Here is a 25,881-nt window from a genome sequence, read left to right as displayed (position 1 = left end):
TCGAGAGCGGTTCGGAGGAAGCATGCACCGTCTCGATCGCGGCCGACCGGCGGTGCCCGCGGGCGACGGAACCGGATCGTGCACAAGCTTTGGGGCGGTTTTGCGGGAAAGGGAAGCCCTCAGACGGCGACCGCCTCGGTTTCCTGCGGATCGCTCGTCACCACCGTGTTGCGCTCCACCCGCAGCACGGCGTCGAACGGCGACTGCCGGTTCAGGGTGTCTTCGTCGGGCAGGCAGACGATCAGCGCCGCCCCGGCGCGCAGCGCCCGCAGGCGCTCGATCCGGGCGGTGATCTCGTCGGGCTTGCGGTCGTCGAGGGAGAGGCCGACCACGAGGATGTCCGGACGGCGCACGAGGCAGCGCACGAACTCGATCGCCACCCGCTCGCGCGGGCCGATGGCGCCCTCCCCCAGGATCGCGCGCTGGCCCTGGCCCGCCACCGCCACGCCCGCCTCGATCCGCGCCGCGAGGCCGAGCCGGTAGACGGTGGGCTCCAGCCCCTGCTCGGCGAGCACCCGGCGCACCAGAGCGCGCACCCGCCCCTCGGCGCCCGCCTCGCCTTGGGTGATGCGCCCGAACAGCAGGTTCTCCTCCAGGCTCGCGGCGGCGGTGAGCCGGGAGGGATCGTAGAACTCGACCTTCTCGCGGTAGCGCGGCGGCAGCATCGCCGCGAAGGAGTGGCGGGCGGCGACCAGACGCTGCTCCAGTGCCTCGTCGATCAGGCCGAAGCGGTGGCGGGTCTCGCTGTAGCGGAGCGCCAGCCCGATCAGCCGCTCGCGGTCGCGGTGCCCGGCCGGTCCGCGCCGGAAGCCGCGGGACTCGGGCTGGCGCGCGACCAGATCCTCGAAATAGCCCCGCTCGGCCGCCGGAAACAGCGAGAAGGTCTCGAACAGCGGGTGATCGTCGGGCAGGTCGGCAAAGATCTCGACGGTGGAGCGCGCCACTTGGAGCCCGACTTCGACCAGGGTTCGCGTCAGATCCTCCGCTTCCAGCACCGCGCGCAGGTAGGGATGCGCCGCGAGCCGCGCTTGCGAGAAGGCCGGGCTCACCGCCTCGCCGAACAGGATGTTCTCGCCGATATCGGCCTGATGGTTGTAGCGGGCCGGATCGAACGGCTCGACGAGCCGGGCCATGCCCTCGCTCGCCAACGCCTCGCGCACCGCCCAGCGGGCCGCGACGACCGCCGCCGCCGTAGCGGGATCGTCCTCGGGATCGACGGAGGCCTCCAGGCCCCGCTCGTAAACGAAGGCGTCGAGCCCGGTGAGCTTGAGGATGGCGATGCGCTCGGCCAGCCCCGAGGCCTCACGGTCACCGCTGCGGGCACCGTAGAGCAGGTTCTGGCGCAGCGTCCCCTCGATCAGGATCGCCTCCGAGCCGGCCAGCGCGATCCGCCGGGCGCGCTCGGCGGAGTCGAAGGCGCGCAGATCGGTGCCGCCATAGGTGACGGCGCCGGCGGTGGGTTCGATCTGCCCGGCGAGCAGGGCGGCGAGCGCCCGTGATCCGCTGCCGCGCTGTCCCACGATCGCCACATGCGCCGGCATCGGCAGGGCGAGATCGACGCCCGTCAGCCGCTCGCCGCTGCCGGGATCGTAGGCGCCGACGCCCTTCGCGACCAGGGCGCCCGCCACCGGGAACGGCGCCGCTTTGCGCGATCGGTTCCCCGGCAGGCGGGGGCTCAGGGCGTCCAGCGTCTCGGCGATGGTGCGGAACAGCGGGGCCGCCGCCCGGTGCTGGCTCCACAGGCGCAGGCTGATCGCGACGAGGGTTGCCGCCAGGGCGAAGGCGCCGGCCGCGGCGACCAGCGCTCCGGGCAGGACGTTGTCGGCCTCCGTGGCCGCCTCGCCCTGCCACAGGGCGGTGGCCACGAGGAGGGCAGGCAGGATCACGACGAGCGCGAGCGCCGGGGCCCGCGCATAGGCGAGCCGAGCTTCCGCCCGCACCAGCGCGCTGCGCGCCGCCCGTGCGCGCAGCCCCAGGCGGCGACGCTCGAACGCCGCCGCCCCGTGGGCGCGCACCGCCGGCATCCGCCGGATCAGGTCGCGCAGGCCCGCCTCGGTCGCGGCGGTGTCGGCCTGGCGCAGGCTGCGCCGGGCGGCGGTGCGGCTGGCGAGCAGTACCCGCGCCAGCCCGACGGCGGCGAGCAACAGCGCGATCACCGGCACGAGGCGCGGAGCGGCGAGTTCCGCCATGACGAGGGCGAGGAGGATCGCAGCGAGCGTCAGGCCGGGCACGACGATGCCGACCGCCGCGAGCGGGCCCATCCGCGTCAGGGCCTGGCCGACGAGGCCGGGCAGCGCGCGGAGATCCTCGCGGGCACCGGGCGGCGAGGCGAGGATCGCCTCGGTGGCCCGCGCCCGCAGCCGCGCCGTGGCCCGGGCCTGGACGGAGAAGCAGAGATACGCGACCGCGGCCCCGAGGGCGGCCAGCAGCAGCGCTGCAGCGGCGAGCGAGGTCAGTGCGATCAGGGGAAGTTCCGTCGGGGGCAGGCTCCAGCCCTGGAACAGGATCGGCGCTTCGTCGCCGTGATGGCCCGGCAGAGGCAGGGCAATCCGCAGGAAGGGCAGGAAGTCCGGGCTGCTGCGGGTCAGCACCGAGATGAGGTCGCGCAGGCATAGCAGCACGAACAGCGCCAGCGGTCCGCCGAGGCCCACCGCCAGCCCGAGCGCCGCCGCGTGCCGGCGCGGCGACGAGGCCCAGGCGAACAGGACGGGATCACGCTCCATCGGCATTCCGGGCGCCCGGCCAAGCCTTGGCCGACGAATTCGCGGCGGGGGGGTGCGGCATCGGAGAACGGTTTCGGCGCTGTGAGGGACGATCCGGCGGGCAGGCGCGTGAGGAGGCCGTTACGGATCGTCCTCTTCGCACGGAAACGCCGCGGCGCAAGCCCGCGCGGCCGGCCCGCCGCATTGCATTCCCGCTGCGGCATTGCTCTTTGGTGCGGGAGAGCACATGGCGGGCGATCCGCGTTCGACTCTGCGGGCGGGGGGCCTGCCTTTCCCGCATTTCCGCGTCATCCCGTTCGGCCGCGCCTTGCCCCACCCTCCCTTCGGACGACACCGGATGGCCGTGCGAGACATATCATCGCCTGCCTTTATCCTTCAGGATCGAAGCCGCGTGCAGCCCGCGGCCGACCGTTGAGCCGATGGCCGAACACGCGTTTCCACCTGCCGCCGAACCCGTTCCCCTCTACGGCACGCCGGTGATCGGGGCCGAGGAGACGGTCTCGTCGATCGCCGCGGCGCTCGCGGGGAGTGTGCTCGCGCCCGCCGGCCGCCTCTGGCGGCTCGCCGTCGCCGGAACCCTCGTCCCGATCCTCGTCTGGGCCGGTCTGCGCTCGGCTGCACCCGCCGCGTTCGGTCCGGCCGGTGCCGCGTGGTGGATCGGGCTCGCCGCGGGTTGCCTGTTGATCTCGGGGCTGCTGCTGCTGGCGGGCGTGGCGTGGCGCTGCGGGATCGGCCGCCTGACACAGACCGCTGCCCTGCTCTGCGCAGGTCTCGCCGCGCTCCACCCGGTGCCGGTCCATCCGGTGAGCCTCGGGGCCCTGCTCCTGGCGAGCCTCGGCCTCTGGGCGGCGGCGCTCCTGCCGGATCTGGCGGTGCTGCGCGACGCCGCGGGGCCGGATTGCCGACGCGCCCGCCTCTACCGAACGCTGTCGGCCGGCTGGTGCGGCTCGGCGCTGCAATGGCTCGCCTGGGAGCGGGCCTGCCGGGGGTTCGGCCTGCTCGGCATTCTCGCGGCGGTGGCGGTGCTGATCGACCTCGCGCTCGCGGCCGCCCTTCGCACCGACCGGCACGACACCCTGCTTCCAGTCGCCCTGCTGGTCGAGGCGGTGCTCTCGGGCGCCGGGCTGATTGCGGCGCTCGCCATGACCCTGCGCCGAAGCCGTGGGCTCGACGGCCTCATCACCGGCCGGCACCTCGATATCCTGGGGCGGCTGCTGCTCGCCTTCGGCCTTGCCGCCCTCTATTGCCACGTCACCGAGATCGTCACCGCCCTTCTCTACGGCGACGCGGCCGAGCGGGCGCGGCTGACGCGCAGGCTCCTCGGCGACGAGGCGCCCGCCTTCTGGACACTCATGCTCGCCGGGCTTCTCCCCACGCAATTGTTCTGGATCCCCGCCATCCGCCGCAGCGCCCTCGCTCTCGGCCTGATCGGCGCCCTCGTCGCCATCGGTCTCGGTGCGGATCACGTGCTCGCCACGCGGATCGGGGCGACGGGGGCGGCCGTCGCGGATCTCCTGACCGCCGGGGTCGCGACCCTCGGATCCGCCGGGCTGTTCGTTCTCGGCCTGTTGCTTCTCTTTCGCCTCGTGCCGCCGGTCGGAATCGCCGAGACACGCCAACTCGCCCTCGCCCAGAACGCGCACGCCGCGCCGCGGGTGCCGGAGATCGCGCCGGACACCCGGCTGGGCCCGTTCGCCGTCCAGCCTCTTGCCAAATCCCCTCCCCAATCCCCTGTCCAGCCCCCTGGCCTCATCGCGATCTTCGCCTCGGAGGCCGGGCTGGCCGAGGCGGCGCGTGGGCTCTCGGGGCCCCGCGCGCCGCGCCTCGACGCCTTCGGCCCGGTGCCGACGCCGGAGGCCGGCGCCGCCCTTCGCCGGCGTGAGCGGAGCCTGAGCCGCCTCGCGCTGTTCGGGGCCTTTCTCGGATTTGCGGCCTTCCTCGCCATCTGCATCGTGGGATTTGGCGGGGATATGCCGGATGGGCCGGCGAGCGTGGCGGCGCTCCTCGCCCGGCCGTTCTCTTGGCCCAATCCCTGGCCCAATTCCTGGCCGACCGCTTGGCCAACGCCTTGGCCGGCCTCGTGGCCGTTATCCTGGGCCATGACGGCGGTGCCGGCTCTCTCCGCCGCGGCGGCGGGCGGAGTGCTCGGCCTTGCGGTCGCGCTCGTCTCCGCTGTGAGAGTCGGGCGGGCTGGCCGCGTCCCTCCCTCCGCCCTCTCCGGACATTTCGTCCTGACGATCGAGCCCTCCGGCGCTCCGTTCATTCCGGCCGCCCTCGCCCGTCGCCTGAACGCCCTGCCGGCGGATGCGGGACGTCCCCTCGCCCTCTACGGCCTCGCCGCAGGGGAGCCGCAGCGGTGAGTGCGGAGGAGAAGGGCGGCGCCGCCCGCAAGGCGACGGGGGCGAAATCCGCCAGCGCCTATTTCCGCGATCCGGCCCGCCGCCCGGCGGCGGCCTTCGCGGCGGGATTGGTCTGCCTCCTGCTGGCGCTCCACCATGCCGGAATGCCGCGGCTCGCGCCGTCCTATCTCGCCGCCTGGACCTGCCTCCTCGCGCTGCCGGCGGGTGCTCTGCCCGTCGTCATCATGATCGAGCGGGCGGATGCGTGGCGCCCGCAGCCCGAGACCGCGCTGCTGGAGACCCTGCGCGGCCTGCTGGTTCTGATGCCGGTGGCCGCGATCCTCGCTCTGCCGATCCCGGTGGCCGCCTTCCTCCTCTACCCGGCGCCGGAGGGCGCCGGGCCGGATGGGCCGTTCGCCCTGTTCGGGGCCGCGCCGCTCCTGGCCGCCCGCCTCGCCCTCTACTTCGCGCTCTGGACCGGTCTCGCCCTGCTCTTCGCCCGCCGCGGCGGCGAGCCCTGGGCCAAGGCCGGGCGGATCGACGACGGGCGCGCCGTGCTCGGCCTCGGCCTCCACACCGTGGTCGGCACGCTGGCCGCGGACGACCTCGTCATGTCGGTCGGAACCGATCCCGGCCTGCGCTTCCATGCCAGCGCCTTCGGCCTGCTGGTGTTGGCCGCGTGGTCGAGTCTGGCGCTCGCCGCCGCGATCCTCGTCGCGCCGCCCGATGCCGGGCCTGCCCGGCGCCGCCACGATCGGCTCACGCCGCTCGCCGTGCTGCTGCTCGTCTGGGCCGGCCTGCACGTCGTGCAGTTCCTGATGCTCGGCGCCGCCGCCGATCCGGGGGCCGCGGCGTGGTATCGGCTCCGCGCGGGCGTTTCCGGCCGCGCCCTGGCGCTGTCCGCCGCCGTCGTCGTGGGGCTAGCCGCCCTCCTGACCCTGCGTCCCGGCGAGAACCGCACGCGGCTGGTGGCGGCGCTCGCCGTCGCGGTCCATCTCGCCGAACTGTTCTGGTTCGTCACGCCCGCCTTCCGCGGCCACTTCCGCATCGGCCTCACCGACCTGTTGGCCCTCGCCGGAATGATCGGGCTCGCCCTGGGAGTGGCGCCCGCGGTCCGGCGCCTGATTCCGGGTCTCGCCGTCACTCCCGTCTGGCCGGGCCGCGAGCGCGCGCGAGGAAGACCGGGCGCGGCGGCGGGGGACAGGCAGCGCAAATCGGTTGTTCCTCCCCCCGAAGCTTCCTAGTTTCCCCTCCCCGCCCCCCGCCATCCCACCGCGCGCGACGCAGAAGACCCCGGCAACCATGTGCGAATTGCTCGGAATGAGCGCGAATGTGCCGACCGATATCCGCTTCTCCTTCGCGGCTTTGGCCCGGCGCGGCGGCGAGACCGGCCCGCATGCCGATGGCTGGGGCATCACCTTCTACGAGGGGCGCGGCTGCCGCTCCTTTCACGACCCCGAGCCCAGCGCCCGCTCCGAACTCGCCAAGCTTCTGCGCCGCTATCCGATCAAGAGCCGGATCGTCGTCGCGCATGTCCGCAAGGCCAATCGCGGGCGCGTGAGCCTGGAGAACACCCACCCCTTCTCCCGCGAGCTGTGGGGCCGGCGCTGGACCTTCGCCCATAACGGCCAGCTCAAGGGCGTGAAGCGGCTGCCGCTCGGTCGGTTCGAGCCGGTCGGCACCACCGACAGCGAACACGCCTTCTGCTGGATGCTGTCGCAGCTCCAGGAGCGCTTCCCCAAGCCGCCCCGCGCCGCGACCCTGGAGGCGGCCATTGCGGGTTACGCCCTCATCCTTTCGGAGCGCGGCGTGTTCAACATGCTGCTGTCCGACAGCCGCGTGCTCTACGCCCATTGCGGCAAGCGGCTCTGCTACCTCACCCGCCGGGCGCCGTTCGGCACGGCCACGCTGATCGATGAGGATTGGCGGGTCGATTTCGCTCAGGAAACCACCGAGACCGATATCGTCACCATGATCGCCACGCGGGCGCTGACCCGGGACGAGACCTGGACCGAACTGGAGCGCGGCGACACCCTCGTTCTCACCGACGGGGTGGTGCGGGTGCGGAAGGGCGCGACGCGGCGGCGCTCGCGTCCGATGCCGGAGATCCACGGCGCGGTCTGAGGGTGATCAATCGGCAAAAGCGGATTGGCCTGCCGATTTGCCGCATTCATACGACAGGATCGGCGAATCATCTCACTCTTCGGGCGACAGACTACCGTCTTGTGTGCAAGCGTGGCAGTATTTCACGTGGCGCGGGTGTGCGGGATCGGGCCGATGCGCTACAACTATGTTAAGGGCCGTGCCGGGGCCTGCCCTGCGTGCTGCCCTGCACCATCGTTGCCGAAACGTCCCGATCACGAAGAGCCCGATGCGTAACGATACCGAAGCGACCCTGGATCGTCCCGCGATGACAGACGGCCGTCCCAAACTTTCCGACTCGATCCGCAGCCATCTCGGCGATCATCTGCGCAGCGTGTACGACACGCTGGGGGCGGGCGAGGACACACCGTCCCGCTTCACCGAGCTGATCGGCAAGCTCGAAGCGGCCCTCAAGGCGCAGGGCGAGCGGATCGACCCCGAATTCCGCAACGGCTTGCTCTCCGCTGTGCCGTCCTTGCGTGCTTTTGCCCTGTCGCTGACCTCGAACCCGGCCCGCTCGGACGACCTCGTGCAGGACACCCTGCTCAAGGGCTGGCAGCACCGCGCCCGCTTCCAGCCGGGCACGAACCTCAACGCGTGGCTCTTCACGATCCTGCGCAACATCTTCTACTCGGATCACCGCAAGCGCGTGCGCGAGGTCGAGGATCAGGACGGATCCTACGCCGCCCGCCTCGCTACCGCGCCGCATCAGGGCGACCGGCTCGATGTCGAGGATCTGCAGACGGCGCTCGCCAAGCTGCCGCCGGACCAGCGCGAGGCCCTCGTGCTGGTGGGCGCCGAGGGCGTCTCCTACGAGGAGGCTGCGACCATCATGGGCTGCAAGGTCGGCACGGTGAAGAGCCGCGTCAGCCGCGCCCGCGGACGCCTCGCCGAACTCCTCGGGTATGACGAGGAGGATCTGACCTCCGACCGTCTCATCCAATCCGCGATGCCCGACGCCTGATTTTTAGCGCGAAGGACGCCGGAACCGTCGCGCCATCGAAAAGGTGGCGACGGATGCGGTAAAAGCCGGGCGGTTTGCCCGACGATGGGGGCCGGGTCCGACAACGGGACTCGGCGATCCGGCCCGCTCTTCGGTGTCGAACCCGCATCTGCTCCTGTGCCGTGGGTTATCGCACGCGTGACGCGGGATCGGCTGTCGCGTCATCTCGAGGTCTGGCCGACTGAAAGCCGGTCTGTCGGCACTTCACCGGCCGATCGAGACGGGGGCGCTGTCCGGAAACGAGTCCAAGACAGTGCTCGGGGTCTCAAATCTCGCAGCGTCACGTGCTGAAAGCCATCGGTTATCGTGCCGGGCGATGCTGTCGATGCCGTTTCGGAGGCGCGCCCGATTGTATTCACGGGCCGACATGACGCTTCTGATCGTGTCGGGATCGTGCGTGAGCGCGACGGTTTGAGCGACCTGGGTGAGGATCGGCATCTGCGCGGGCGTCCCGTCGCGAAAATCTGACGTCGGACGAAGCCAGCGGCGCTGAATGCGAGCGCCTCGCGGTCCTGTCTTGTTGGGAGCCCGCTTTCGCGCGATGCCGCTGGCCGCATCTGGGTGCGGTGCCTTATGGGCACGTCTGCCGTGGGCGGGAAACTATGGGCGGTGAGCGAGCGGGGCGCCTGTATGACGAGCCGTCGTTGCAGCCGATGCAAGCCGTCCGTGATGCCCTGAGGGCGTCGAGCCGGCCCGGCGGCCTCAACGATCGGCCAAAAATTCCACGGCTCGGACTACGTCGACGCGCCGTGTCGAAGCCGGCCGGCAGAGTCCGATGACTCCGCCGACACGGCATCGATCCTCAGGCGGCCTTGCGGCGCCCGCCGGTCTTGCGGCCTTCGGCGGCGGTCTTGCGGCGCGGCTCGGGGGCTGCTTCCGCCACCACCTCGTCGACCGGCTCCGCGGACTTCGCGGAGGATTTGCGGCGCTGCTGGCCGAGGCCGAGATCCTTGGCGAGCGCCGAGCGCGCGGCCGAATAGTTGGACGAGACCGTCGGATAGTCGGTCGGCAGGCCATAGCGACGGCGGTAGCTGTCGATGTCGAGGCCGTGCGTAGTCAGGTGCCGCTTGAGCGTCTTGTAAGGCTTGCCGTCGATGAAGGAGATCAGGGCATCCGGCGTGATCGACTTCTTGATCTGGGCCGGTGTCGCCCGCTCGACTTCTTCTTCCTTGGGCGCCTGCGGTGCCGACAGGGCGACCAAGGCAGCATGAACCTGAACAATCAAACCCGCGAGTTCGGCCGACGGTAGAGAGTTGTTTGAGACATAAGCCGAGACGAGATCGGCCGCGAGTTCGATACGGTCGTATTGCGAGACCTGATTTGTTTCCGACATTGTACCTGATCCTGTTTTCCCCTCGTTCTTGTGAGCTAAAAGGATTTGCAAAAGATTCAAGTCCGGTTCTAGCCATTTTCACGGAAAACGACTGCAAAATCGAGAAAAACCACGATCTGGCTGCTATTGCGAACGATCAGTCCGGATCAGACAGCAGTTTGGGATCTCTCCAGGTGGTGCGCGCAAGCTGAGGTTTGATCAATCACACGATGAAGGGCGCTTGATTCGTCCGTTCAACAAAGTGTGATAGGTCAGTCCGAGCTGACCGCCGGTCTCTGCAGGTCGAGCCGGCCGGCTTTCGTGGATGACGGCAGGTCCCGGATGGTTCGCCCCACCCTGACGGCCGAACTGTATCGGTCGGAGCCTGCTGTTACAGGCCCGGTAGCATGGCCTCATCGTCGCCGCGCTCGCTGGCGGAACGGCGTTGCCCGCTCGGCTGAGGAAGAGTGCAGCGATAGACCACCGCGTCAGGCGGTCCGAGGGCGGCGTTGAGCGGGACCGTGACGGTATCGCCGGAGAAGCGCCAGTGTCGTGTGCCGCGATCCCAGTAGAGCCACACGGTGGTTTCGTGGCCCTTCACGTCGAACACGGCGGCCTTCTTCGATATCGCCCGGAGGGTTCGCGGCTCGTAGAGGCCCTTGCGGCGATAAGCGGCGCGGGACTCCGCGTCCTGGCGATCGACGAAGGTGTTCTGGACGATCTGAAGGGTCGCTCCGGGTTTGCGGAGGAATTTCTTGAAATCGCTCAGGGATCGCAAGACCACGGGCATGGAGTCCTTCCAATCGTCAAGTCACGGACGCATCCTGCATTGTGCGAAGGCACCTTAGTTCCGCCGAGATGACGGTTATTCCTCACGCTCAAAGGTGGTGCCGGGCGATATCCACGGGAAAACGGCACTGTCCACAGGAGTCGAAGGCTCTCAAGCTCGGCTGTTCGACGCCTGCCGCTCGGCTCGAGCCCGGCATCGGCTTGACCTGCGGGCCGGGCTCGGGCGTTTAGGCCTCATGCTGCTCCAATTCTTCACGGGCCTGCGCGAGGCCCGCGTGCCGGTGTCCTTGCGCGAGTATCTCACGCTGCTCCAGGCGATGGAGAGCGACCTCGCGGACAAGCAGGTGGAGGAATTCTACTTCCTCGCCCGCACCGTGCTGGTGAAGGACGAGTCGAACCTCGATCGGTTCGACCGGGTGTTCGCCTCCGTCTTCAAGGGCCTGGAAACGCTGGGCGGGGCGGTCGAACCGGCTGCCATCCCCGAGGAATGGCTGCGCAAGCTCGCGGAGAAGCATCTCACCGAGAATGAGAAGGCCGAGTTGAGGGCGCTGGGCTGGGACAAGCTGTTCGAGACGTTGAAACAGCGCCTTGCCGAACAGAAGGAGCGTCATCAGGGCGGGTCGAAATGGATCGGAACCGGGGGCACCTCGCCCTTCGGCGCCTACGGCTACAATCCGGAGGGAATCCGCATCGGCCAGGACGGCAACCGCAACTTCCGTGCGGTCAAGGTCTGGGACCGACGCGAGTTCAGGGATCTCGACGATTCACGCGAACTCGGCACCCGATCGATGCGGGTGGCGCTCCGCCGCCTGCGCCGCTTCGCCCGCACGGGGGCGGCCGACGAACTCGACCTCGACGGCACCATCCGCGAGAGCGCCCGCAAGGGCTTCATCGACGTGAGGCTGCGCCCGGAGCGGCGCAACGCCGTGAAGGTGCTGCTCTTTCTCGATGTCGGCGGTTCGATGGACTGGCACGTGGAGCTGGCCGAGGAGCTGTTCTCGGCGGCGCGCTCCGAGTTCAAGCACTTCGCGCATTTCTACTTCCACAACTGCCCCTACGAGGCGGTGTGGACGAAAAATCATCGCCGCCACGATGAGCGTATCCCGCTCCTCGACGTGATCCGCACCTATCCCTGCGACTACCGCGTGGTGTTCGTGGGCGACGCCTCCATGAGTCCCTACGAGATCGCCCATCCCGGCGGTTCGGTGGAGCACTGGAACGAGGAGGCGGGCGAGGTCTGGCTCGGCCGTGTTCTCGATCATTTCCCGAAGGCGGTCTGGCTCAACCCGATTCCGGCCGAGCACTGGGCCCACACCCACTCGATCGGCATGGTCCGCCGGATCTTCGCGGACCGGATGTTCCCGCTGACGCTCGAAGGGTTGGACGGGGCAATGCGGGCGCTGCTGCGCTAAAGCGCTTTCCGACGACAGGGCAGCGACGAGGACGCCCGGCGGCGGGAGCCCGTCGAGGCTGCCGACCAGGACATGCTCGGGTTGGAACCGTGCCTCGGTGTGGTCGGCGCCGCAGAGCGAGAGGCCGAGCAGTAGCGTGTCCGGCATCGGGCGGCGTTCATCAGCAGGACGCGCGCGGCGCGTTCGCCCGGAGCGAGGCCGGCCCCGCGCGGCGTCGCCTCAGCCCTGGCGGGCCGGGGTCGTCACGATGAGGCCGTCGAGTTCCGGCGTCACGCGGATCTGGCAGCACAGGCGCGAGGTCGCGCGCACGTCCGAGGCGAAATCGAGCATGTCCTGCTCCATCGGCTCGGCCGGCCCGACCTTGTCGGCCCATTCCCCGTCCACATAGACATGGCAGGTGGCGCAGGCGCAGGCTCCGCCGCACTCGGCATCGATCCCCGGAACATTGTTGCGGATCGCCGTCTCCATGACGGTCGAGCCAACCTCGCCGTCGATCGTGCGGGCCGTGCCGGCGTGATCGACGAAGGTGATCTTGGGCATACCTTGCTCCGGGACGTGTCGGCGTCCGCCTGCGATCCTTCAGGGGCGGCGTGGCGCCTGCTTGCGGGCGGCGGAGTGAGAAAGCAAGCGGGAAGCCGACGCTTTTCCGTCGCGCCGCCGGTGCGGATGCCGCGCGTCCGATCGCCGAGCGGTGGGGACGATGCGGCGGCGGTCTTACGCCGCGGGCAGGGAGCGCGCCTGACAGGCGGCCGCTCACATCTCCCGGCCGCGGGCGGCGAGCGCCTCCAGCGTCTCGGCGACGGCGCTCCGCAACCCTTCGAGATCGGCCTCGCCGACGGTGCGATACCCGATTTCGACGGCCGTGCTCGCCTCGGCCACCTGCATCGCTCCGACGCCGAGCGCCGCACCCTTGAGCGTATGGGCGAGATCGGCGCGTTCCTCCGCCGGACGGCTCGCCTCCGCCATCGCGGGCAGGAGCCGGCGGCACTGATCCTCGAACAGGCTCAGCACTTCCCGGGCGAGGTCGGCATCGCCGAAGGTCTGCGCATCGAGGTGAGCGTGATCCAGCAGAGGGGCGAGCTTATTCTCGAGGTCCACGTCCGTCCTCATCGTCTGCTCGATCATCATTAGTGTGGGATGAAACGGCCACTCCATCCGCTCGGTTCTGGGAAAAAGCACTCGGCGCGGCGACCTGCCTGTGGGCGGCGCCGGCTATCCACAGCGCAGGGCGGCCCGGGGCGTACCCGTTTAAGGCTGCAAGCGTCAGAACTTGGGGCGAATGCCGGATCACGGGACCCGGCTTGGTAACCATTCCGTTAAGGTTTCTTGGGTGCGCCGGGCCGATCGGGTATCGGGGGCATCATCCGAGGGACTAAGATCCCGTGAGACGTCGGGTAAATCCGTCTCCATTGCGGAGGGCGCGAGCTCTGCAATGGACGGCGATGCGTACGAGGGTTGCATGGCCACCGAGAAGAAGCTGAAGGATCCGGCAGAGGCGGCCCTCTCCGCGATCGAGCAGGCTTTGAATCTGGACATTCCGGCGCCGGGCGACACCGCCCGCGTCGAGCCGCGGCTGCCCGATGTCGGCGACGGCGATCCGCTGGCCGATCCGTTCTCCGAGGCCGGGGGACGCCGCACCCCGACCCTCGACATCGATCCCTCCGCGTCCGATCTGCCGCTGCCCGAGCGGGGGCGCTCGCGCCGCGAGGGCGGGCTTCTGCCGCCCGACCGCTCGCTGGTCGCCAACGACGACCGCCAGAACATCGGAATCCTTCAGCAGACGCTCCGGGTGCGGCCCTCGCGCAAGCCGTACCTCGTCGCGGCCATCGCCTCGTTTCTGTGGCTCAACGGCCTCGTGGCGCTCGCCTGGAACCAATCCGGCGGCGATCTGAAGACGTTCATCACCGGGCTCACCGCGCTTCAGGCGGCGGTGGTGGCCACCGCCATTGCCGGGCCGATCGTGCTGTTCCTCATCACGGCGATGCTGGCCGTGCGCGCCCACGAGATGCGCCTCGTCGCCCGCGCCGTCGGCGAGGTCGCGATCCGGCTGGCCGAGCCGGAGAGCTTCTCGACCGACGCGGTGCTGACCATGTCGCAGACCGTTCGCCGTGAAGTCGCTGCCGTCGGCGACGGTGTGGAGCGGGCGCTGGCCCGCGCGGGCGAACTCGAAACGCTGGTGCGCGGCGAGATCTCGACCCTGGAGCGCGCCTATTCCGACAACGAAATCCGCATCCGCAGCCTCGTCGATGAGCTGATCGCCCAGCGTGAGTCCATCGTCGGCAGCGCCGACCGGGTGCGCGGGGCGATCGCCGGCTCGCACGAGAACCTGTCGAGCGAGCTGGAGGGCGCGGCCGAGCGCATCGTGGCCGCCATCAACGGCGCGGGCGAGCGGGTGACCGGGGCGCTCGACGCCCGCGGCACCGCGATCACCGAAGCGCTCGGCGAGGTCGGCGAACGGGTGGTCGGCAACGTCTCGACCCGCGGCGACGACCTCGTCCGCCAGCTCATCGCCACCAGCGAAGGCGTGCGCGGCGGCCTGGAAGAGATCGGCACCACCCTCACCAGCGCGCTGCAGCAGCGCGCCGACGAGGTGACGCAGGCGTTTGAGCGCACCGGCGGGGCGCTCACCCGCACGCTGGCCGACAATGCGGGCGCCGTCGCCCAATCCCTGTCCGAGACCGGCACCGGCCTGATCGAGGCGCTGGACCGCCAGGGCGGCGCCGTGCGCGAGACCTTCGAGCGCTCGACGAAGGGCCTCGAGGAGGCCTTCCTGTCGCGCGGGACCGAGCTGACCGAGCGCTTCGCCCAGACCGGCGGCGCGATCACCGCCCGCTTCGCCGAGACCGGCGAGGGGTTGAGCCGCACCTTCGCCGCCACCGGCGCGGCGATCTCCGAGGACATCGCCGTTCGCGGCGCCTCGCTGCGCACCGAGATCGAGGCCGCCGGCACCGGCGTCTCCGAGCTGATCGAGGGCCGCGGGCGCGACGCGCAGGCCGCCCTGGCGCTTGCCGCCGGCAGCGTCGCCGACGACTTCTCCACCCGCATCGACCGGGTCCGCGACGCGTTCCTGGCATCCGCCACCCGCGCGGCCGAGACCATGGACGGCCGCGGTCTCGAATTCGCCGCCCGCATCGAGGCGGCGGCGTCCCGCGTCGATGATGTCATCGCCGTCCAGGGCGGGGCGCTGGCCTCGAACCTCGACATGGCGGGCGATCGTGTCGTCGGGCTGATGACCGAGCGCGCGGCGCAGGCCGCCGCCACCGTCGAGCAGGCCCTGGCCGGGCTCGGCGCAACCTTCGCCGCGAATGCGAACGGCACCGCCGAGAGCCTGGGCGAGACCGTGGCCCGTCTGGGCCAGGATCTCGATGCCCGCACCGGCGCCGCCCAGGACGGCATCCGCCGCAACGCCGAGACCGCGGCCGCGTCCGTCGGCGCGAGCGTTGAAGCGCTGGAGCGCCGTCTGCGCGAGGCCGCCGAGGCCATGAGCGGCCTGCTCGCCGAGCGCGCCGTGGAATCGACCGCGCGGATGCTGCACGTTGCCGAGGAGACCTCGGGGGCCGCGCAGGCGCAGAGCGCCGTCGTCACCACCCGCTTCGCCGAAGCCGCGGCGGCGCTGCGCCGCGCGGCCGACGAGGCCGCCGCCGCTGTCGAGAGCCGTTCGGACGAGGTGGTGGGCCGGTTCCAGGCCGCCGCCGACCGCGTCGGGGGTGAGCTGGGCAGCCGTAGCGAGAGCGCGTCGCAGGCCCTTCATGCCGCGATCCAGAGGATGGCCGACGAGCTGTCGGCCCGCAGCGCCGAGGCGACCGGCGCCCTGGCGCTTGCCGCCGCCCATGCCGGTGGCGAGATCGGCAACCGCACCGACCAGTCGATGCACGCGCTTCAGGATCTCCTGCGGCAGGTGGCCGACGAGATCTCCGTGCGCGGCTCGGAGGCCAGCGTCGCCCTGTCGCTGGCGGCGGCTCAGGCCGGCGGCGAGATCGGCAGCCGTGCCGACCAGTCGGCGCAGGGCCTGCGCGACCTGTTGCGGCAGGTGCAGAACGAGATCGACGGCCGCAGCGCCGAGCTCACGGACGCGCTGGCGCGGACCGCCGAGCGGGTCGGCGGCGAAGTCGGTGCGCGCACCGAGGAATCGCTGCGGAGCCTGCATGAGACGCTCGGCCGGATCGGCGAGGAGCTGTCCGCCCGCGGCGCCGAGACCAGTGCGGCCCTGGCCCGCGCGGCCGAGCAGGCCGGCGGCGAGGTCAACAGCCGCACCGAGGCGTCGCTGCGCAGCCTGCGCGACGCCCTGGCCCAGATCGGCGACGAGCTGTCGGCCCGCAGCGCCGAGGCCACCGCTTCCCTCGCCCGTGCGGCCGAACAGGCCGGCGGCGAGGTCGGCGGCCGCACCGAGAGCGCCCTGGAGGCCCTGCGCGAGACGCTGCGCCGGCTCGGCGACGAGGTTGCCGCCCGCGGCGAGGCCACGACGCAGGCGCTGTCGCGCACCGCAGAGGGCGTCGGCAGCGAGCTGGAGACCCGTCTGGGAACCCTGGAGGACAGCTTCGGCCGCCACGGCCGCGGCGCCGCCGCGCTCATCGCCAGCCAGTCCGACGAGGCTCAGGCCCGCCTCGAAGGCGCCGGCCGCGAGGTCGTGCTCGCCATTGCCGGCCACGTATCGCAGGTCGGCGACACCCTGCACCGGAGCCATGCCGCCTTCGTCGAGACCGCCGACAGCCGCACCCGCGCGGTGGAGGAGGCTCTGGGCAACCGGCTCGCCGCCCTTCAGGAGACCATTGCCCGCGGCGACATCCTCGCCGACCGGATCGCCGGCAACGCGCAGACGCTCGGCGACACCCTGGATTCGCGCCTTACCGAGATCGACCGGATCATCGCCGTGCAGGGCAACGCCCTGGCCGATTCCCTGGCCGAGCGTGCCCGCCTCGCCAGCGAGACCGTCGAGGCCCGCATCGGCGAGATGGAATCCCTCTCGGCCCGCCGCGCCGCCGAGATCGGCGAGAGCTTCGCGGCCCTCGTCGGCCATGTCGACACGCGGCTGGGTGCCCGCGCCAACGCCCTCAACGAGGCGCTGGTGCTGCGCAGCTCCGAGATCGCCCGCACGCTGGATGAGGGCAACCGCATCCTCACTGACGCCCTCGACCGGCGCATCGAAGGCTCCGCGCAGGACATCGCGGCCCGCGGCCGCTCCGTGGGCGACGTTCTCGCCGCCCGCGCGGCCGAGATCGCCGAGCGGCTCGAGCGTACGACCCAGGATCTCGCCCGCCGCCTCGACGAGGGCGCCGAGCGCCTCGATACCGGCGTGGTCGCGCGCCTCGACGCCCTCAGCGGCACGCTGGAGGAGCGTACCCGCCACCTCGACGAGTCCTTCGGCATCCAGGCGCTCGAAGCGGTGCGCCTGATCGAGAGCCGCACCCGCACCATCGACGGCGAGCTGACCGGCCGCATCCGCGACCTCGTCGCCCTGCTGGAGCGCCGCAGCGGCCTCGCCGTCGAGGCGCTGGGCGGTCATGTCGAGGCCATCGCCCGCCTGTTCGACGAGCGGGCCGAGAGCCTCAACCACCTGTTCGACGAGCGCGGCGGCGCGCTCGCCGCCGACCTCGACCAGCGTGGCCGCGTGGCCGTCGAAGGGCTTGAGGGACGCCTCTCCGACATCACCCAGGCCCTGGAACAGGGCGGCGCTTCGCTCGGCGCCCTGCTCGACCGCCGCGGCACCGCCTTGCTCGCGACCCTGCGCGACCTCATGGGGCAGGTCGACGGCCTGCTCGGCGAAGGCACCGGCCGCCTCGGCCACGCCTTCGAGACCCAGGCCGGCGAGATCCGCACCCTGCTCGACAGCCGCGCGGACGATCTGCGCGGCCTGATGGAGGGCAGTGCCGGCCGCGTGCGCGGCGAGCTCGAATCGGGCCTCGGCGCCTTCGAGACGGTGCTGGAAGAGCGCCTGCGCACGGTGCGCGACCTGCTCGACGCCCGCAGCAACGAGATCCGCGACACCTTCGATCACCGCACCGACGATCTGCGCGGCCTGATGGAGGGCGGTGCCGGACGGGTGCGCAACGCGTTCGAGGCGAGCCTCGGCACCCTCGATACGACGCTCGAAGAGCGCATCCGCATGGTGCGCGAGCTGCTCGACAATCGCAGCGACGAGATCCGCAACACCCTCGACAGCCGTACCGGCGAGCTGCGCGGCCTCGTGGATGGCAGCGCCGGCCATGTCCGCGGCGAGTTCGAGACCGGGCTCGGCGCCTTGCGCGCCGCCCTGGAGGAGCCGGCCCGCACGGTGCAGGATCTCCTCGACAGCCGCGCGGGCGAGATCCGCGCCATGCTCGATGCCCGCAGCGACGATCTGCGCACGACCCTGGAGGAGCGGGCCCGCACGGTTCAGGACATCCTCGACCACCGCACGTCTGAAATCCGCGGGCTGCTCGACGGCCATGCCGGCCGCCTCGACGAGGGCTTCCAGGGCCGCATCCTGCCGCTTCAAACAGCGCTGACCGAGGGCGCGCGCCTGTTCGTCGAGACGCTGGAAGGCGGCATCGGCCGCGCGGCCGGCGAGGTCGATGCCCGCACACGGGGTCTCGCCCACCTGTTCGACGAGCGCCTCGGCGTTCTCGGCGACATCGTGGACGGGCGCGGCCAGCAGGTCGCGCAGACCGTCGAGAGGCGGTCGCAGGAGCTGCGCGCCCTGTTCGACGAGATCCACGCCACCCTCGGTGCCCTGGTCGATGAGCGCTCGACGGCGCTGACCGGACGTCTCGAGACCCAGACCCAGGCGCTGGCGACGGTGTTCGACGAGCGGATGCGGAGTCTCGACGGGCTCGTCGAGAGCCGCGGCGGTGAGTTCGCCCGGCTCGTGGAGAACCAGGCGGCCACCCTGTCGCAGACCGTCGAGGCCCGCAGCGAGGACTTCACCGCCCGCATCGACGCCCGCCTGCGCGCCTTCGCCACCGTGGTGGCGAACCGCGCCAACGCACTGGCCGATGCCTTCGACGAGCGCCAGGACGCTTACAGTGCGCAGATCGACGGAGGCACGGCCCGCATGGTCGCGACGCTCGATGAGCGCGCACGCCAGCACGCGGCCCAGTTCGAGACGGTCGAGGAGCGCCAGAAGACTGTCGCCGCCTTGATCGAAGAGGGGACCGCCCGGATCGCGGCGATGCTGGACGAGCGCGCCCGGCAGCAGGCCGCGTTCGCCGAGGCCTTCGACGGCCAGCGGGAATCCTATGCGAGCGTGATCGAGCAGGGCACCGCCCGCATGGTCGCCGCGCTCGAAGAACGGGCGCGCCGCCACGCCGCGCAGGCGGAGACGGTGGAGGAGCGTCAGCGGGACGTCGCGGCGCTGATCGAGGAGGGCACCGCCCGTATGGTTGCGGCTCTCGACGAGCGAGCCCAGCGGCAGGCCGCCTTCGCCGAGACCCTCGACGGGCAGCGGGATGCCTATGCGAGCGTGATCGAGGAGGGCACCGCCCGGATGGTCGCGGCTCTCGACGAGCGGGCCCAGCGGCAGGCCGCCCTCACCGAGGCGTTCGACGGGCAGCGGGACGCCTATGCCAGCCTGATCGAGCAGGGCACCGCCCGCATGGTCGCCGCACTGGAAGAACGGGCCCGCCGCCACGCGGTCCTGGCCGAGGCGTTCGACCGCCAGAAGGAGGCCTACGCGGCGCTCATCGACGGCGGCACCGCCCGGATGGTCGCGGCCCTGGACGAGCGTGCCGAACGGCAGGCCGCCCTGGCGGAGACCTTCGACGAGCGCCAGAACGCCTACGCGGCGCTCGTGGACGACGGCATCGCCCAGATGGGCCGGATGCTGGAGGAGCGCGCCCGCCGTCACGCGGCCGAGGTCCAGGCCCGCGCCGACGCGCTGGCCGAGACGATGGATCAGCGCAACGGCGCGCTGGCCCGCATGATCGACGGACCGGCCGCGGCCCTGGCCGACGCGCTGGCCGAGCGGGAGCAGGCCCTCGACCGGCTCATCGCCGACAAGGGTGCACCGCTGGTCGAGGCCCTGCGCGAGCGCACCGACGCTATCGTCGTCCGCACCGTCGAGTCGGCCAAGGCCCTGCGCGTCGCGCTGGACGAGGGCGCGGCGGCCTCCGCCGACACCGTCGCCCAGGCGCATGAGCGGGTCCGCCGCGACGTTGCCGGCTTCCTCAGCCGGATCGAGAACGCCAATGACGGGCTGAAGGAGCTCGTCGGCGGCGCCTCGGAGAACCTCGGTGCCATCGAGCAAGGCCTCGCGGCCCGCGTCGAGCAGATCCAGTCGGCCCTCGACCGGATCGCCGCCGACACGGCGCAGGCCTCCGACCGGGTCTCGACCCAGGTCGTGGCGCTCCGCGAAGCCTCGCAGGGGGCGCTCGCCCAGGCGTCGAGCCTCGCCGAGACCCTGGACACCCGCGGCAAGGCGCTGGTGGAGCGCACCGGCACCCATGTCGGCGCGCTCGAAGCCGCCGCCGGCAACTTGGAAGCGGTGGAGGGCCGGCTCGCCGAGAGCCTGTCGAGCCGGCAGGCCGTGGTCGAGGCGGTGCTGTCCCGCCTCGAAGAGCGCAGCCAGGCCATCGAGGCCCAGACCGGCCGCTTCGGCAGCGTGATCGAGGAGACGCTGCGTGCGGCCGAGGCCCGCGCCCGCGAACTCAGCGAGAGCGTCGCCCGCGTGGCCCGCGAGGCCGGGACCGCCGTGGCGGGCGACTTCGAGCGCCTGCGCAGCGGCGCGGACGCCGAGAGCGCCCGCACGGCGGAAGCGGTGCGTCGCGCCATCGAGGAGGCGTCCGCCAAGATGATGCAGAGCTTCGCCGCCGCTTCCGGCCAGTTCGGCGACTCGGTCACGCGGATGAACGCGATGGCCGCCGAGATCCGCCGCGAACTCGACGCCACCCGCGCCGACCTGCAGCGCGGCGTTCTCGACCTGCCCCGCGAGACGCAGGATGCCACGAGCGAGATGCGCCGCGTCGTGGCCGAACAGATCGACGCGCTGAACGAGCTGTCCGCCCTGGTGGCCCGCTCGAACCGCTCGGTCGATGTCGCCCAGCCGGCGGCGCAGGCCCGCGGAGCCGAGCAGCGCCGCACGGCCGAGGCCGGACGCGCGGTGTCGGCGGCCGCGCCCGCTCCGGTCTCCGTGCCCGCTCCGGTCTCCGCGCCTGCGCCGGTCCGCAATGCGGCCCCGACGGCGGGCCGGTCACAGCCGGCGGCTCCCGTGCGTCCGGCGAGCCCGGCCGCTGTCCCCGGTCCGGTCCAGGGGCGGCCCGGCACCCGCGACAACCGCGGCTGGCTGTCCGATCTCCTGACCCGCGCCTCGCTCGACGACGACGGCGCCGAGGCGGTCCCCGCCCCGGCTCCGGCCGCCGCGCCCGAGGCGAAGGGACCGGTGGAGCGGATCTCGCTCGATGCGATCTCGACCGACATCGCCCGGATGGTGGATCATCAGGCCTCGGTCGAGTTCTGGCAGCGCTACCGCCAGGGCGACACCAACCTGTTCGACGGCCGCCTCTACACCGTCCAGGGGCGCCAGACCTTCGAGCAGATCCAGCGCCGCTACCGGGCGGATGCCGAGTTCCGCCGCACGGTTGATCGCTATGTCGGCGAGTTCGAGCGTCTGCTCGGCGAGGTGACGAAGAACGACCGCGACACCAAGCGCGCGGACGCCTACCTCACCTCCGAGACGGGCAAGGTCTACACCATGCTCGCCCATGCCAGTGGCCGGTTCGACGAGGGCTGAGGCCGACAGGCGGATGAGGCGGGTTCGGTATCACCGAGCCCGCCGCAAGGCGCGATCGACCAGAGTGCCCCATGAAAAAGGCCCCCGTCGCTCGCCAGCGACGGGGGCCTTTTTCATAAAATGCCGCGCCCCCGAAGGAGCGGCGCGCGCCGGATCATTCCATCACGGCAGCCTTCATGATGACGACCATGGTCGCGCGGCCGGGCCCGTCGCCGAGGCAGCGGATGCTGTGGGGGCGGTCGCAGCGGTAGCGCAGGGTCTCCCCCGCATTGGCCCGCTGCACCTCGCCGGCCACATCCACCTCGAAGCTGCCCTCCAGCACCGACAGCGACTCGACCGAGCCGCGCTGGTGCGCGTCGGATTCGAGCACCCCGCCGGCATCGGCGGTCACGTCGTACCATTGCAGCCACTCGACGGTCTTGATCCAGCCGATGATGGCAAGGCGCACCCGGCCGTCGTCGGAGACCAGCCGCGGCGTGTCGGCGCGCGAGAAGCGCTCGATGAAGGGTTCCTCGTCGGAGGTGGCGAGCACCCGCTCGATCGACACGTCGAGCGCCTGGCTCAACCGCCAGATCGTCGCCAGCGTCGGATTGGTTTCGTTGCGCTCGATCTGGCTGATGATCGACTTCGCCACACCCGATTGCTCGGCGAGTTCGGAGAGAGAGAGATTGTAGGCCTTGCGCAGCCGTTGGATCGTCTTGCCGAGCTGGCCCGAAAGCACCTGGGCGCCACTGACGAGATCCTTCGGCCGTCCACGCTCGAGGCTTGCCGCTATGTCTTGCATCACGTCGGTCCGCTGAAAGTGCCCGACAAGCCGTTCACGCGCCGGAAACACCCTCGCGGGCAGATCGGATCACGAAATCTTGTGCGGGGCACCGAAAGGCGTTCCGTTATCCGAACGAGCGTTTGGTCTGTCAAACGCAAAAGCCGGAAAAGGGCTGATTCCGCTGAGCCCGGCGCCTATTGCCAGAGCGCGAAAAAGTGGTGGAGCGGGCCGTGGCCATGGCCGACCGGCACCGTGTCCGCCGCGCGGATCGCGCCTGTGACGTAGGTCTTTGCGCCCCCCACCGCCTCGGCGAGGCCCTGGCCGCGGGCGAGCCCCGCCGCCACCGCCGCCGAGAGGGTGCAGCCGGTGCCGTGGCTGTTGCGGGTCTCGATGCGCGGAGCCGCGAACCGGCGCAGGGTCCCGTCCGCGGCGATCAGGTGATCGACGCTCTCGCGGCCCTCGCCGTGGCCGCCCTTGATGATCACCGCCCGCGCGCCGCGCGCCAGCAGCCGCCGTCCCTGCGCCACGGCCTCGTTCTCGTGTCCCGCTTCCTCCTCGTCGAGCAGGGTCGCGGCTTCGGGCAGGTTGGGGGTGACGACGGTGGCCAGCGGCATCAACTCGATGCGCAGGATCTCGACGGCTTCCTGCGAGATCAGCCGGTCGCCGCTCGTGGCCACCATCACCGGGTCGAGCACCACCGGGATACCGGGCGCGTGCCGCCGCAGGCCCTCGGCCACCGCCCGGATGGTCTCGGGCCGCGAGAGCATGCCGATCTTCACCGCCCCGACCGCGAGGTCGGAGAACACCGAGTCGATCTGCGCGGCCACGAAATCGGCGGGCACGTCGTGGATCGCCTGCACCCCGCGGGTGTTCTGGGCCGTGAGCGCCGTGATGACGCTGGCGCCGTAGACGCGCAGGGCCGCGAAGGTCTTGAGGTCGGCCTGGATGCCGGCGCCCCCGCTCGAATCCGAGCCGGCGATAGTCAGGGCGATGGCGGTCATGGGCGTCTTCCCTCGTCTGTTTTTTTCGGTGGTCCGCTTCTTCTGGCCTTAAAGCATCGTCCTGGATACCTGATCCAAGGCGATGCTTTAGGCTCTTATTTTCGCATCATCTTTTTTACGAAAGCCGGCAACCACCTTGCGGGACGATGCTCTCGTGCCTCACAAAACTCCCGATGACCGATCGTCTCCGTTCCGGGCACGGCGGCGCAGCGGGCGTTTTGTGAGAGACACTTAACGCGTGCCCGTGCTTCCGCGCTGGCTCAGCGCCTCATCGACCCGTGCAAGCAGATCCCGCGCCTTGGCTTCAGTCGCACCGCCCTTGAACAGGGCGCCGATCAGCGCCACCCCGTCGGCACCGGCCCGGATGACGGAGGCGGTGTTGCTGGCGTCGATCCCGGCAATCGCGCCGAGCGGCAGGGACTGGCCGCGGGCGAGCCGGGCGCGGAACACGATCCGCTGCAACCCATCGAGCCCGACCGGCGGGTCGGGGTTGTCCTTGCTGGTGGTCGCGAACACGCCGCCGATGCAAGCGTAGTCGATGGGAAGCCGGTAGAGTTCGTCGGCCTGGGCGCCGGTCTTCACGGTGAGTCCGATAATGGCGCGCGGGCCGAGCAGGCGGCGTGCGTTCTCCGGGTGGAGATCCGACTGGCCGAGATGCACGCCCTCGACGCCGGCGGCCAGCGCGAGATCGACCCGGTCGTTGACGAGGAGCGGCGCACGGCCGGCGAGGGCCGCATGGATCGCCCGGATCCGTGCGAGGGCCGCACGGGCGTCGGTCATATCCTTGTCGCGGTACTGAAGCAGGGTGGCGCCACCGGCCACCGCCTCCGCTGCCAGGGTGGCAAGCGCGTTGGCATCGCCGCCCAGTACGCCGACATCGAGGATGCCGTAGAGGCGCAGGTCCACGGCGACGCCCGCCGACGGCCGGGACAAACCGAGTCCTGTTCCACTGCCCATGCCCGCTTCCTTCGATGAATTCGCCTTTCGATCTAGCAGGATCGGTCTGGCGCGGCGACCGTGCCGGCGACCGCCGCAGCACGCTCCTGCGGAATCCTGCAGATGGGGCCGCAGGGCCATCGCGCGAAGAACGCCGCGCGGAGCGGGCCTTTCAGGGCTTCGGTCTCGAAAGACATCGAGCGGAGCGGACGCGGAAGCCCGCGAAGGCGGGCGCCGGCGACCGAGGCCAGCAAAGAACCGGGGTTGATCCTCTTCGATTGCCAGGGATGAGGCCGGAGGTTCCGTTGACGGTGCCGGGGCCGATCCGGCAAGACCGGAATGCGGACCGGAACCGCTTCCACCGCCAACGGGATGCCCGAGGAGAGGGCTGAAGGCCGACGAACGCATGAGCACGGCCGAACTGGGTGTGATCGCCGCCACGGCGGACAAGGGGACGCGCGCCGCCAGCGCTTCCTCGGTGGGGCTCGTTGCCGTCATCGTCGCGGCGACGGACGGCGAGCCGCGCGCGCTCACCGTGCAGGTCGGGGGACAGGCCGAGGGGCGGGAGACCGCCCTGCCTGCCGGGCCGCTGGTGCCCGAGCACGCCACCCTGGAGCGAGGTCTTCGCGCCTGGGTCGAGCAGCAGACGCATCAGCGCCTCGGTTATGTCGAGCAGCTCTACACCTTCGGCGACCGCGACCGGGAGGGCGGGCAGCACGACGTGCACCTGCTCTCGGTGGCCTATCTCGCCCTGGTGCGCGAGCTGCGCCCGGCGGGCCTTGCGGAAGCCGCGTGGCGCAATTGGTACCGCTACCTGCCGTGGGAGGATTTCCGCGAGGGCCGGCCCCCGGCGCTTGCCGAGATCGAGCCGCGCCTGATGGCTTGGGTCGCCGCCGCCTCGGATCCGAAGCTCCGGCGCATGCGCGAGGACCGGGTCGGTCTCAGTTTCGGGATCGGCGGCGCCTGGAACGAGGAGCGGGTTCTGGAGCGCTACGAATTACTGTTCGAGGCCGGGCTTATCCCTGAAGCCAACGGCCAGAACGGCGCCGCCGTGCCCGACGACCTCGCAATCACCGGCCAGCCGATGGCCCACGACCATCGCCGGGTGCTTGCCACGGCAATCGGCCGCCTGCGCGGCAAGATCAAGTATCGCCCGGTGGTGTTCGAGTTGATGCCGCCGGCCTTCACCCTGCTTCAGCTTCAACGCACGGTCGAGGCGCTCTCGGGCACCCGGCTGCACAAGCAGAACTTCCGCCGCCTCGTGGCGCAGCAGGGACTCGTCGAGGAAACCGAGACGCTCACCAGCGGCAATGCCGGGCGCCCGGCCCGGCTGGTGCGCTTCCGCCGGGAGGTTCTCTTGGAGCGCCCCGCTCCCGGCGTTCGGCTCACCCCGACGCGGCGAACTTTGTGACGCTCGCCATCCGGCCTCCCACCTGAGGAAAGCCGGGATTCATCGTCCGGGAGGATGCGCTACCCCTCGAAGAGGCGACCGAACTGTTCGGGGCAGCCGGCGACGAGTGTCGGCGCCAGGGGAAGGTCGGCCCGGGTACACAGGCTGAATCCGTAATAGGGCGTCAAGAGCTCGATCTCGGGAACGCAGACCCAGACACGAACCACCGACCCATGCTCGACCACGCTGACGAGAAGCATTTGCCGCGTGCGGTCGAAGGAGACGGCCTGTTCGCGAAACAGAAGTTCGACCGAACGGATGTCATCGGTCGCGATCCGTTTATGTGCCCAAAGCATCGGCAAAAC

At 71.0% G+C, this 25,881-nt stretch carries 17 protein-coding genes; 7 read left to right on the top strand and 10 right to left on the bottom strand.

All coding sequences use genetic code 11. From position 1 onward, the window contains the following. Positions 1 to 119 precede the first annotated feature (119 nt). On the bottom strand, positions 120 to 2,723 hold the full coding sequence (locus E4V01_RS08150) for an ATP-binding cassette domain-containing protein (protein WP_135298007.1): 2,604 nt from the start codon (positions 2,721 to 2,723) through the stop codon (positions 120 to 122). Between the two features lie 419 nt (positions 2,724 to 3,142). On the opposite strand from E4V01_RS08150, the gene E4V01_RS08145 reads away from it, so the two are divergent. The 4 genes from E4V01_RS08145 (at position 3,143) to E4V01_RS08130 (ending at position 8,168) form a co-directional block, all read left to right on the top strand. After that, a complete protein-coding gene (locus tag E4V01_RS08145) occupies positions 3,143 to 5,083 on the top strand; it encodes a quinol:electron acceptor oxidoreductase subunit ActD (protein ID WP_135298006.1) in 1,941 nt (646 codons plus the stop codon). Beyond that, positions 5,080 to 6,306 carry a hypothetical protein gene (locus E4V01_RS08140; RefSeq protein ID WP_135298005.1) on the top strand — a complete coding sequence of 409 codons (1,227 nt, stop codon included), beginning with the start codon at positions 5,080 to 5,082 and terminating at the stop codon, positions 6,304 to 6,306. Before E4V01_RS08145 ends, E4V01_RS08140 begins: the two co-directional genes overlap by 4 nt. 58 nt (positions 6,307 to 6,364) lie before the next feature. Next, positions 6,365 to 7,186 (top strand): class II glutamine amidotransferase, encoded by an 822-nt coding sequence (locus E4V01_RS08135; RefSeq protein WP_135298004.1) that lies wholly within the window; start codon positions 6,365 to 6,367, stop codon positions 7,184 to 7,186. Between the two features lie 247 nt (positions 7,187 to 7,433). Further along, on the top strand, positions 7,434 to 8,168 hold the full coding sequence (locus E4V01_RS08130) for a sigma-70 family RNA polymerase sigma factor (RefSeq protein ID WP_135298003.1): 735 nt from the start codon (positions 7,434 to 7,436) through the stop codon (positions 8,166 to 8,168). Positions 8,169 to 8,411: 243 nt separating this feature from the next. On the opposite strand, the gene E4V01_RS08125 is transcribed toward E4V01_RS08130, so the two are convergent. The 3 genes from E4V01_RS08125 to E4V01_RS08115 all read right to left on the bottom strand — a co-directional run bounded on the left by E4V01_RS08125 (position 8,412) and on the right by E4V01_RS08115 (position 10,309). Continuing rightward, complete coding sequence (locus E4V01_RS08125; RefSeq protein ID WP_135298002.1) at positions 8,412 to 8,645, bottom strand: hypothetical protein; 234 nt, start codon at positions 8,643 to 8,645, stop codon at positions 8,412 to 8,414. 364 nt (positions 8,646 to 9,009) lie between these two features. Then, positions 9,010 to 9,540 (bottom strand): MucR family transcriptional regulator, encoded by a 531-nt coding sequence (locus E4V01_RS08120; RefSeq protein ID WP_135298001.1) that lies wholly within the window; start codon positions 9,538 to 9,540, stop codon positions 9,010 to 9,012. A 370-nt stretch (positions 9,541 to 9,910) separates the two neighbouring features. After that, positions 9,911 to 10,309, bottom strand: a complete 399-nt coding sequence (locus E4V01_RS08115) for a hypothetical protein (protein WP_060771726.1) — start codon at positions 10,307 to 10,309, stop codon at positions 9,911 to 9,913. Between the two features lie 235 nt (positions 10,310 to 10,544). Here E4V01_RS08115 and E4V01_RS08110 point away from each other — a divergent pair, with 235 nt between their 5' ends. Beyond that, entirely contained in the window at positions 10,545 to 11,720 is a 1,176-nt protein-coding gene (locus E4V01_RS08110) for a VWA domain-containing protein (RefSeq protein ID WP_135298000.1), read from the top strand. Positions 11,721 to 11,939: 219 nt separating this feature from the next. On the opposite strand, the gene E4V01_RS08105 is transcribed toward E4V01_RS08110, so the two are convergent. Together E4V01_RS08105 and E4V01_RS08100 are read right to left on the bottom strand one after the other, a co-directional pair. Next, positions 11,940 to 12,260, bottom strand: a complete 321-nt coding sequence (locus E4V01_RS08105; RefSeq protein ID WP_003604694.1) for a 2Fe-2S iron-sulfur cluster-binding protein — start codon at positions 12,258 to 12,260, stop codon at positions 11,940 to 11,942. A 213-nt stretch (positions 12,261 to 12,473) separates the two neighbouring features. Beyond that, complete coding sequence (locus E4V01_RS08100; protein ID WP_135297999.1) at positions 12,474 to 12,818, bottom strand: Hpt domain-containing protein; 345 nt, start codon at positions 12,816 to 12,818, stop codon at positions 12,474 to 12,476. Positions 12,819 to 13,179: 361 nt separating this feature from the next. Between E4V01_RS08100 and E4V01_RS08095 the strand changes: the two genes are divergently transcribed. Beyond that, a complete protein-coding gene (locus E4V01_RS08095; protein ID WP_135297998.1) occupies positions 13,180 to 21,423 on the top strand; it encodes a hypothetical protein in 8,244 nt (2,747 codons plus the stop codon). Between the two features lie 154 nt (positions 21,424 to 21,577). Here the strand turns inward: E4V01_RS08095 and E4V01_RS08090 are convergent, their stop codons facing one another. The 3 genes from E4V01_RS08090 to thiE all read right to left on the bottom strand — a co-directional run bounded on the left by E4V01_RS08090 (position 21,578) and on the right by thiE (position 24,147). Then, positions 21,578 to 22,207 carry a helix-turn-helix domain-containing protein gene (locus E4V01_RS08090; protein WP_060771728.1) on the bottom strand — a complete coding sequence of 210 codons (630 nt, stop codon included), beginning with the start codon at positions 22,205 to 22,207 and terminating at the stop codon, positions 21,578 to 21,580. A gap of 176 nt (positions 22,208 to 22,383) precedes the next feature. Beyond that, positions 22,384 to 23,190: a bifunctional hydroxymethylpyrimidine kinase/phosphomethylpyrimidine kinase gene (thiD, locus tag E4V01_RS08085; RefSeq protein ID WP_060771729.1), complete on the bottom strand. Its 807-nt coding sequence runs from the start codon at positions 23,188 to 23,190 to the stop codon at positions 22,384 to 22,386. Between the two features lie 231 nt (positions 23,191 to 23,421). After that, positions 23,422 to 24,147 carry a thiamine phosphate synthase gene (gene thiE, locus E4V01_RS08080; RefSeq protein ID WP_060771730.1) on the bottom strand — a complete coding sequence of 242 codons (726 nt, stop codon included), beginning with the start codon at positions 24,145 to 24,147 and terminating at the stop codon, positions 23,422 to 23,424. A 385-nt stretch (positions 24,148 to 24,532) separates the two neighbouring features. Here thiE and E4V01_RS08075 point away from each other — a divergent pair, with 385 nt between their 5' ends. Further along, positions 24,533 to 25,537 carry a hypothetical protein gene (locus tag E4V01_RS08075; protein ID WP_245517471.1) on the top strand — a complete coding sequence of 335 codons (1,005 nt, stop codon included), beginning with the start codon at positions 24,533 to 24,535 and terminating at the stop codon, positions 25,535 to 25,537. A gap of 59 nt (positions 25,538 to 25,596) precedes the next feature. Here E4V01_RS08075 and E4V01_RS08070 read toward each other — a convergent pair whose 3' ends face one another. Further along, on the bottom strand, positions 25,597 to 25,872 hold the full coding sequence (locus tag E4V01_RS08070; RefSeq protein ID WP_135297997.1) for a hypothetical protein: 276 nt from the start codon (positions 25,870 to 25,872) through the stop codon (positions 25,597 to 25,599). Positions 25,873 to 25,881: the final 9 nt, after the last annotated feature.

It is taken from the genome of Methylorubrum sp. Q1 (genome assembly GCF_004683995.1).
In the GTDB taxonomy this organism is placed as follows: Bacteria; Pseudomonadota; Alphaproteobacteria; order Rhizobiales; family Beijerinckiaceae; genus Methylobacterium.
This window is presented reverse-complemented; position numbering and strand designations above follow the sequence as displayed.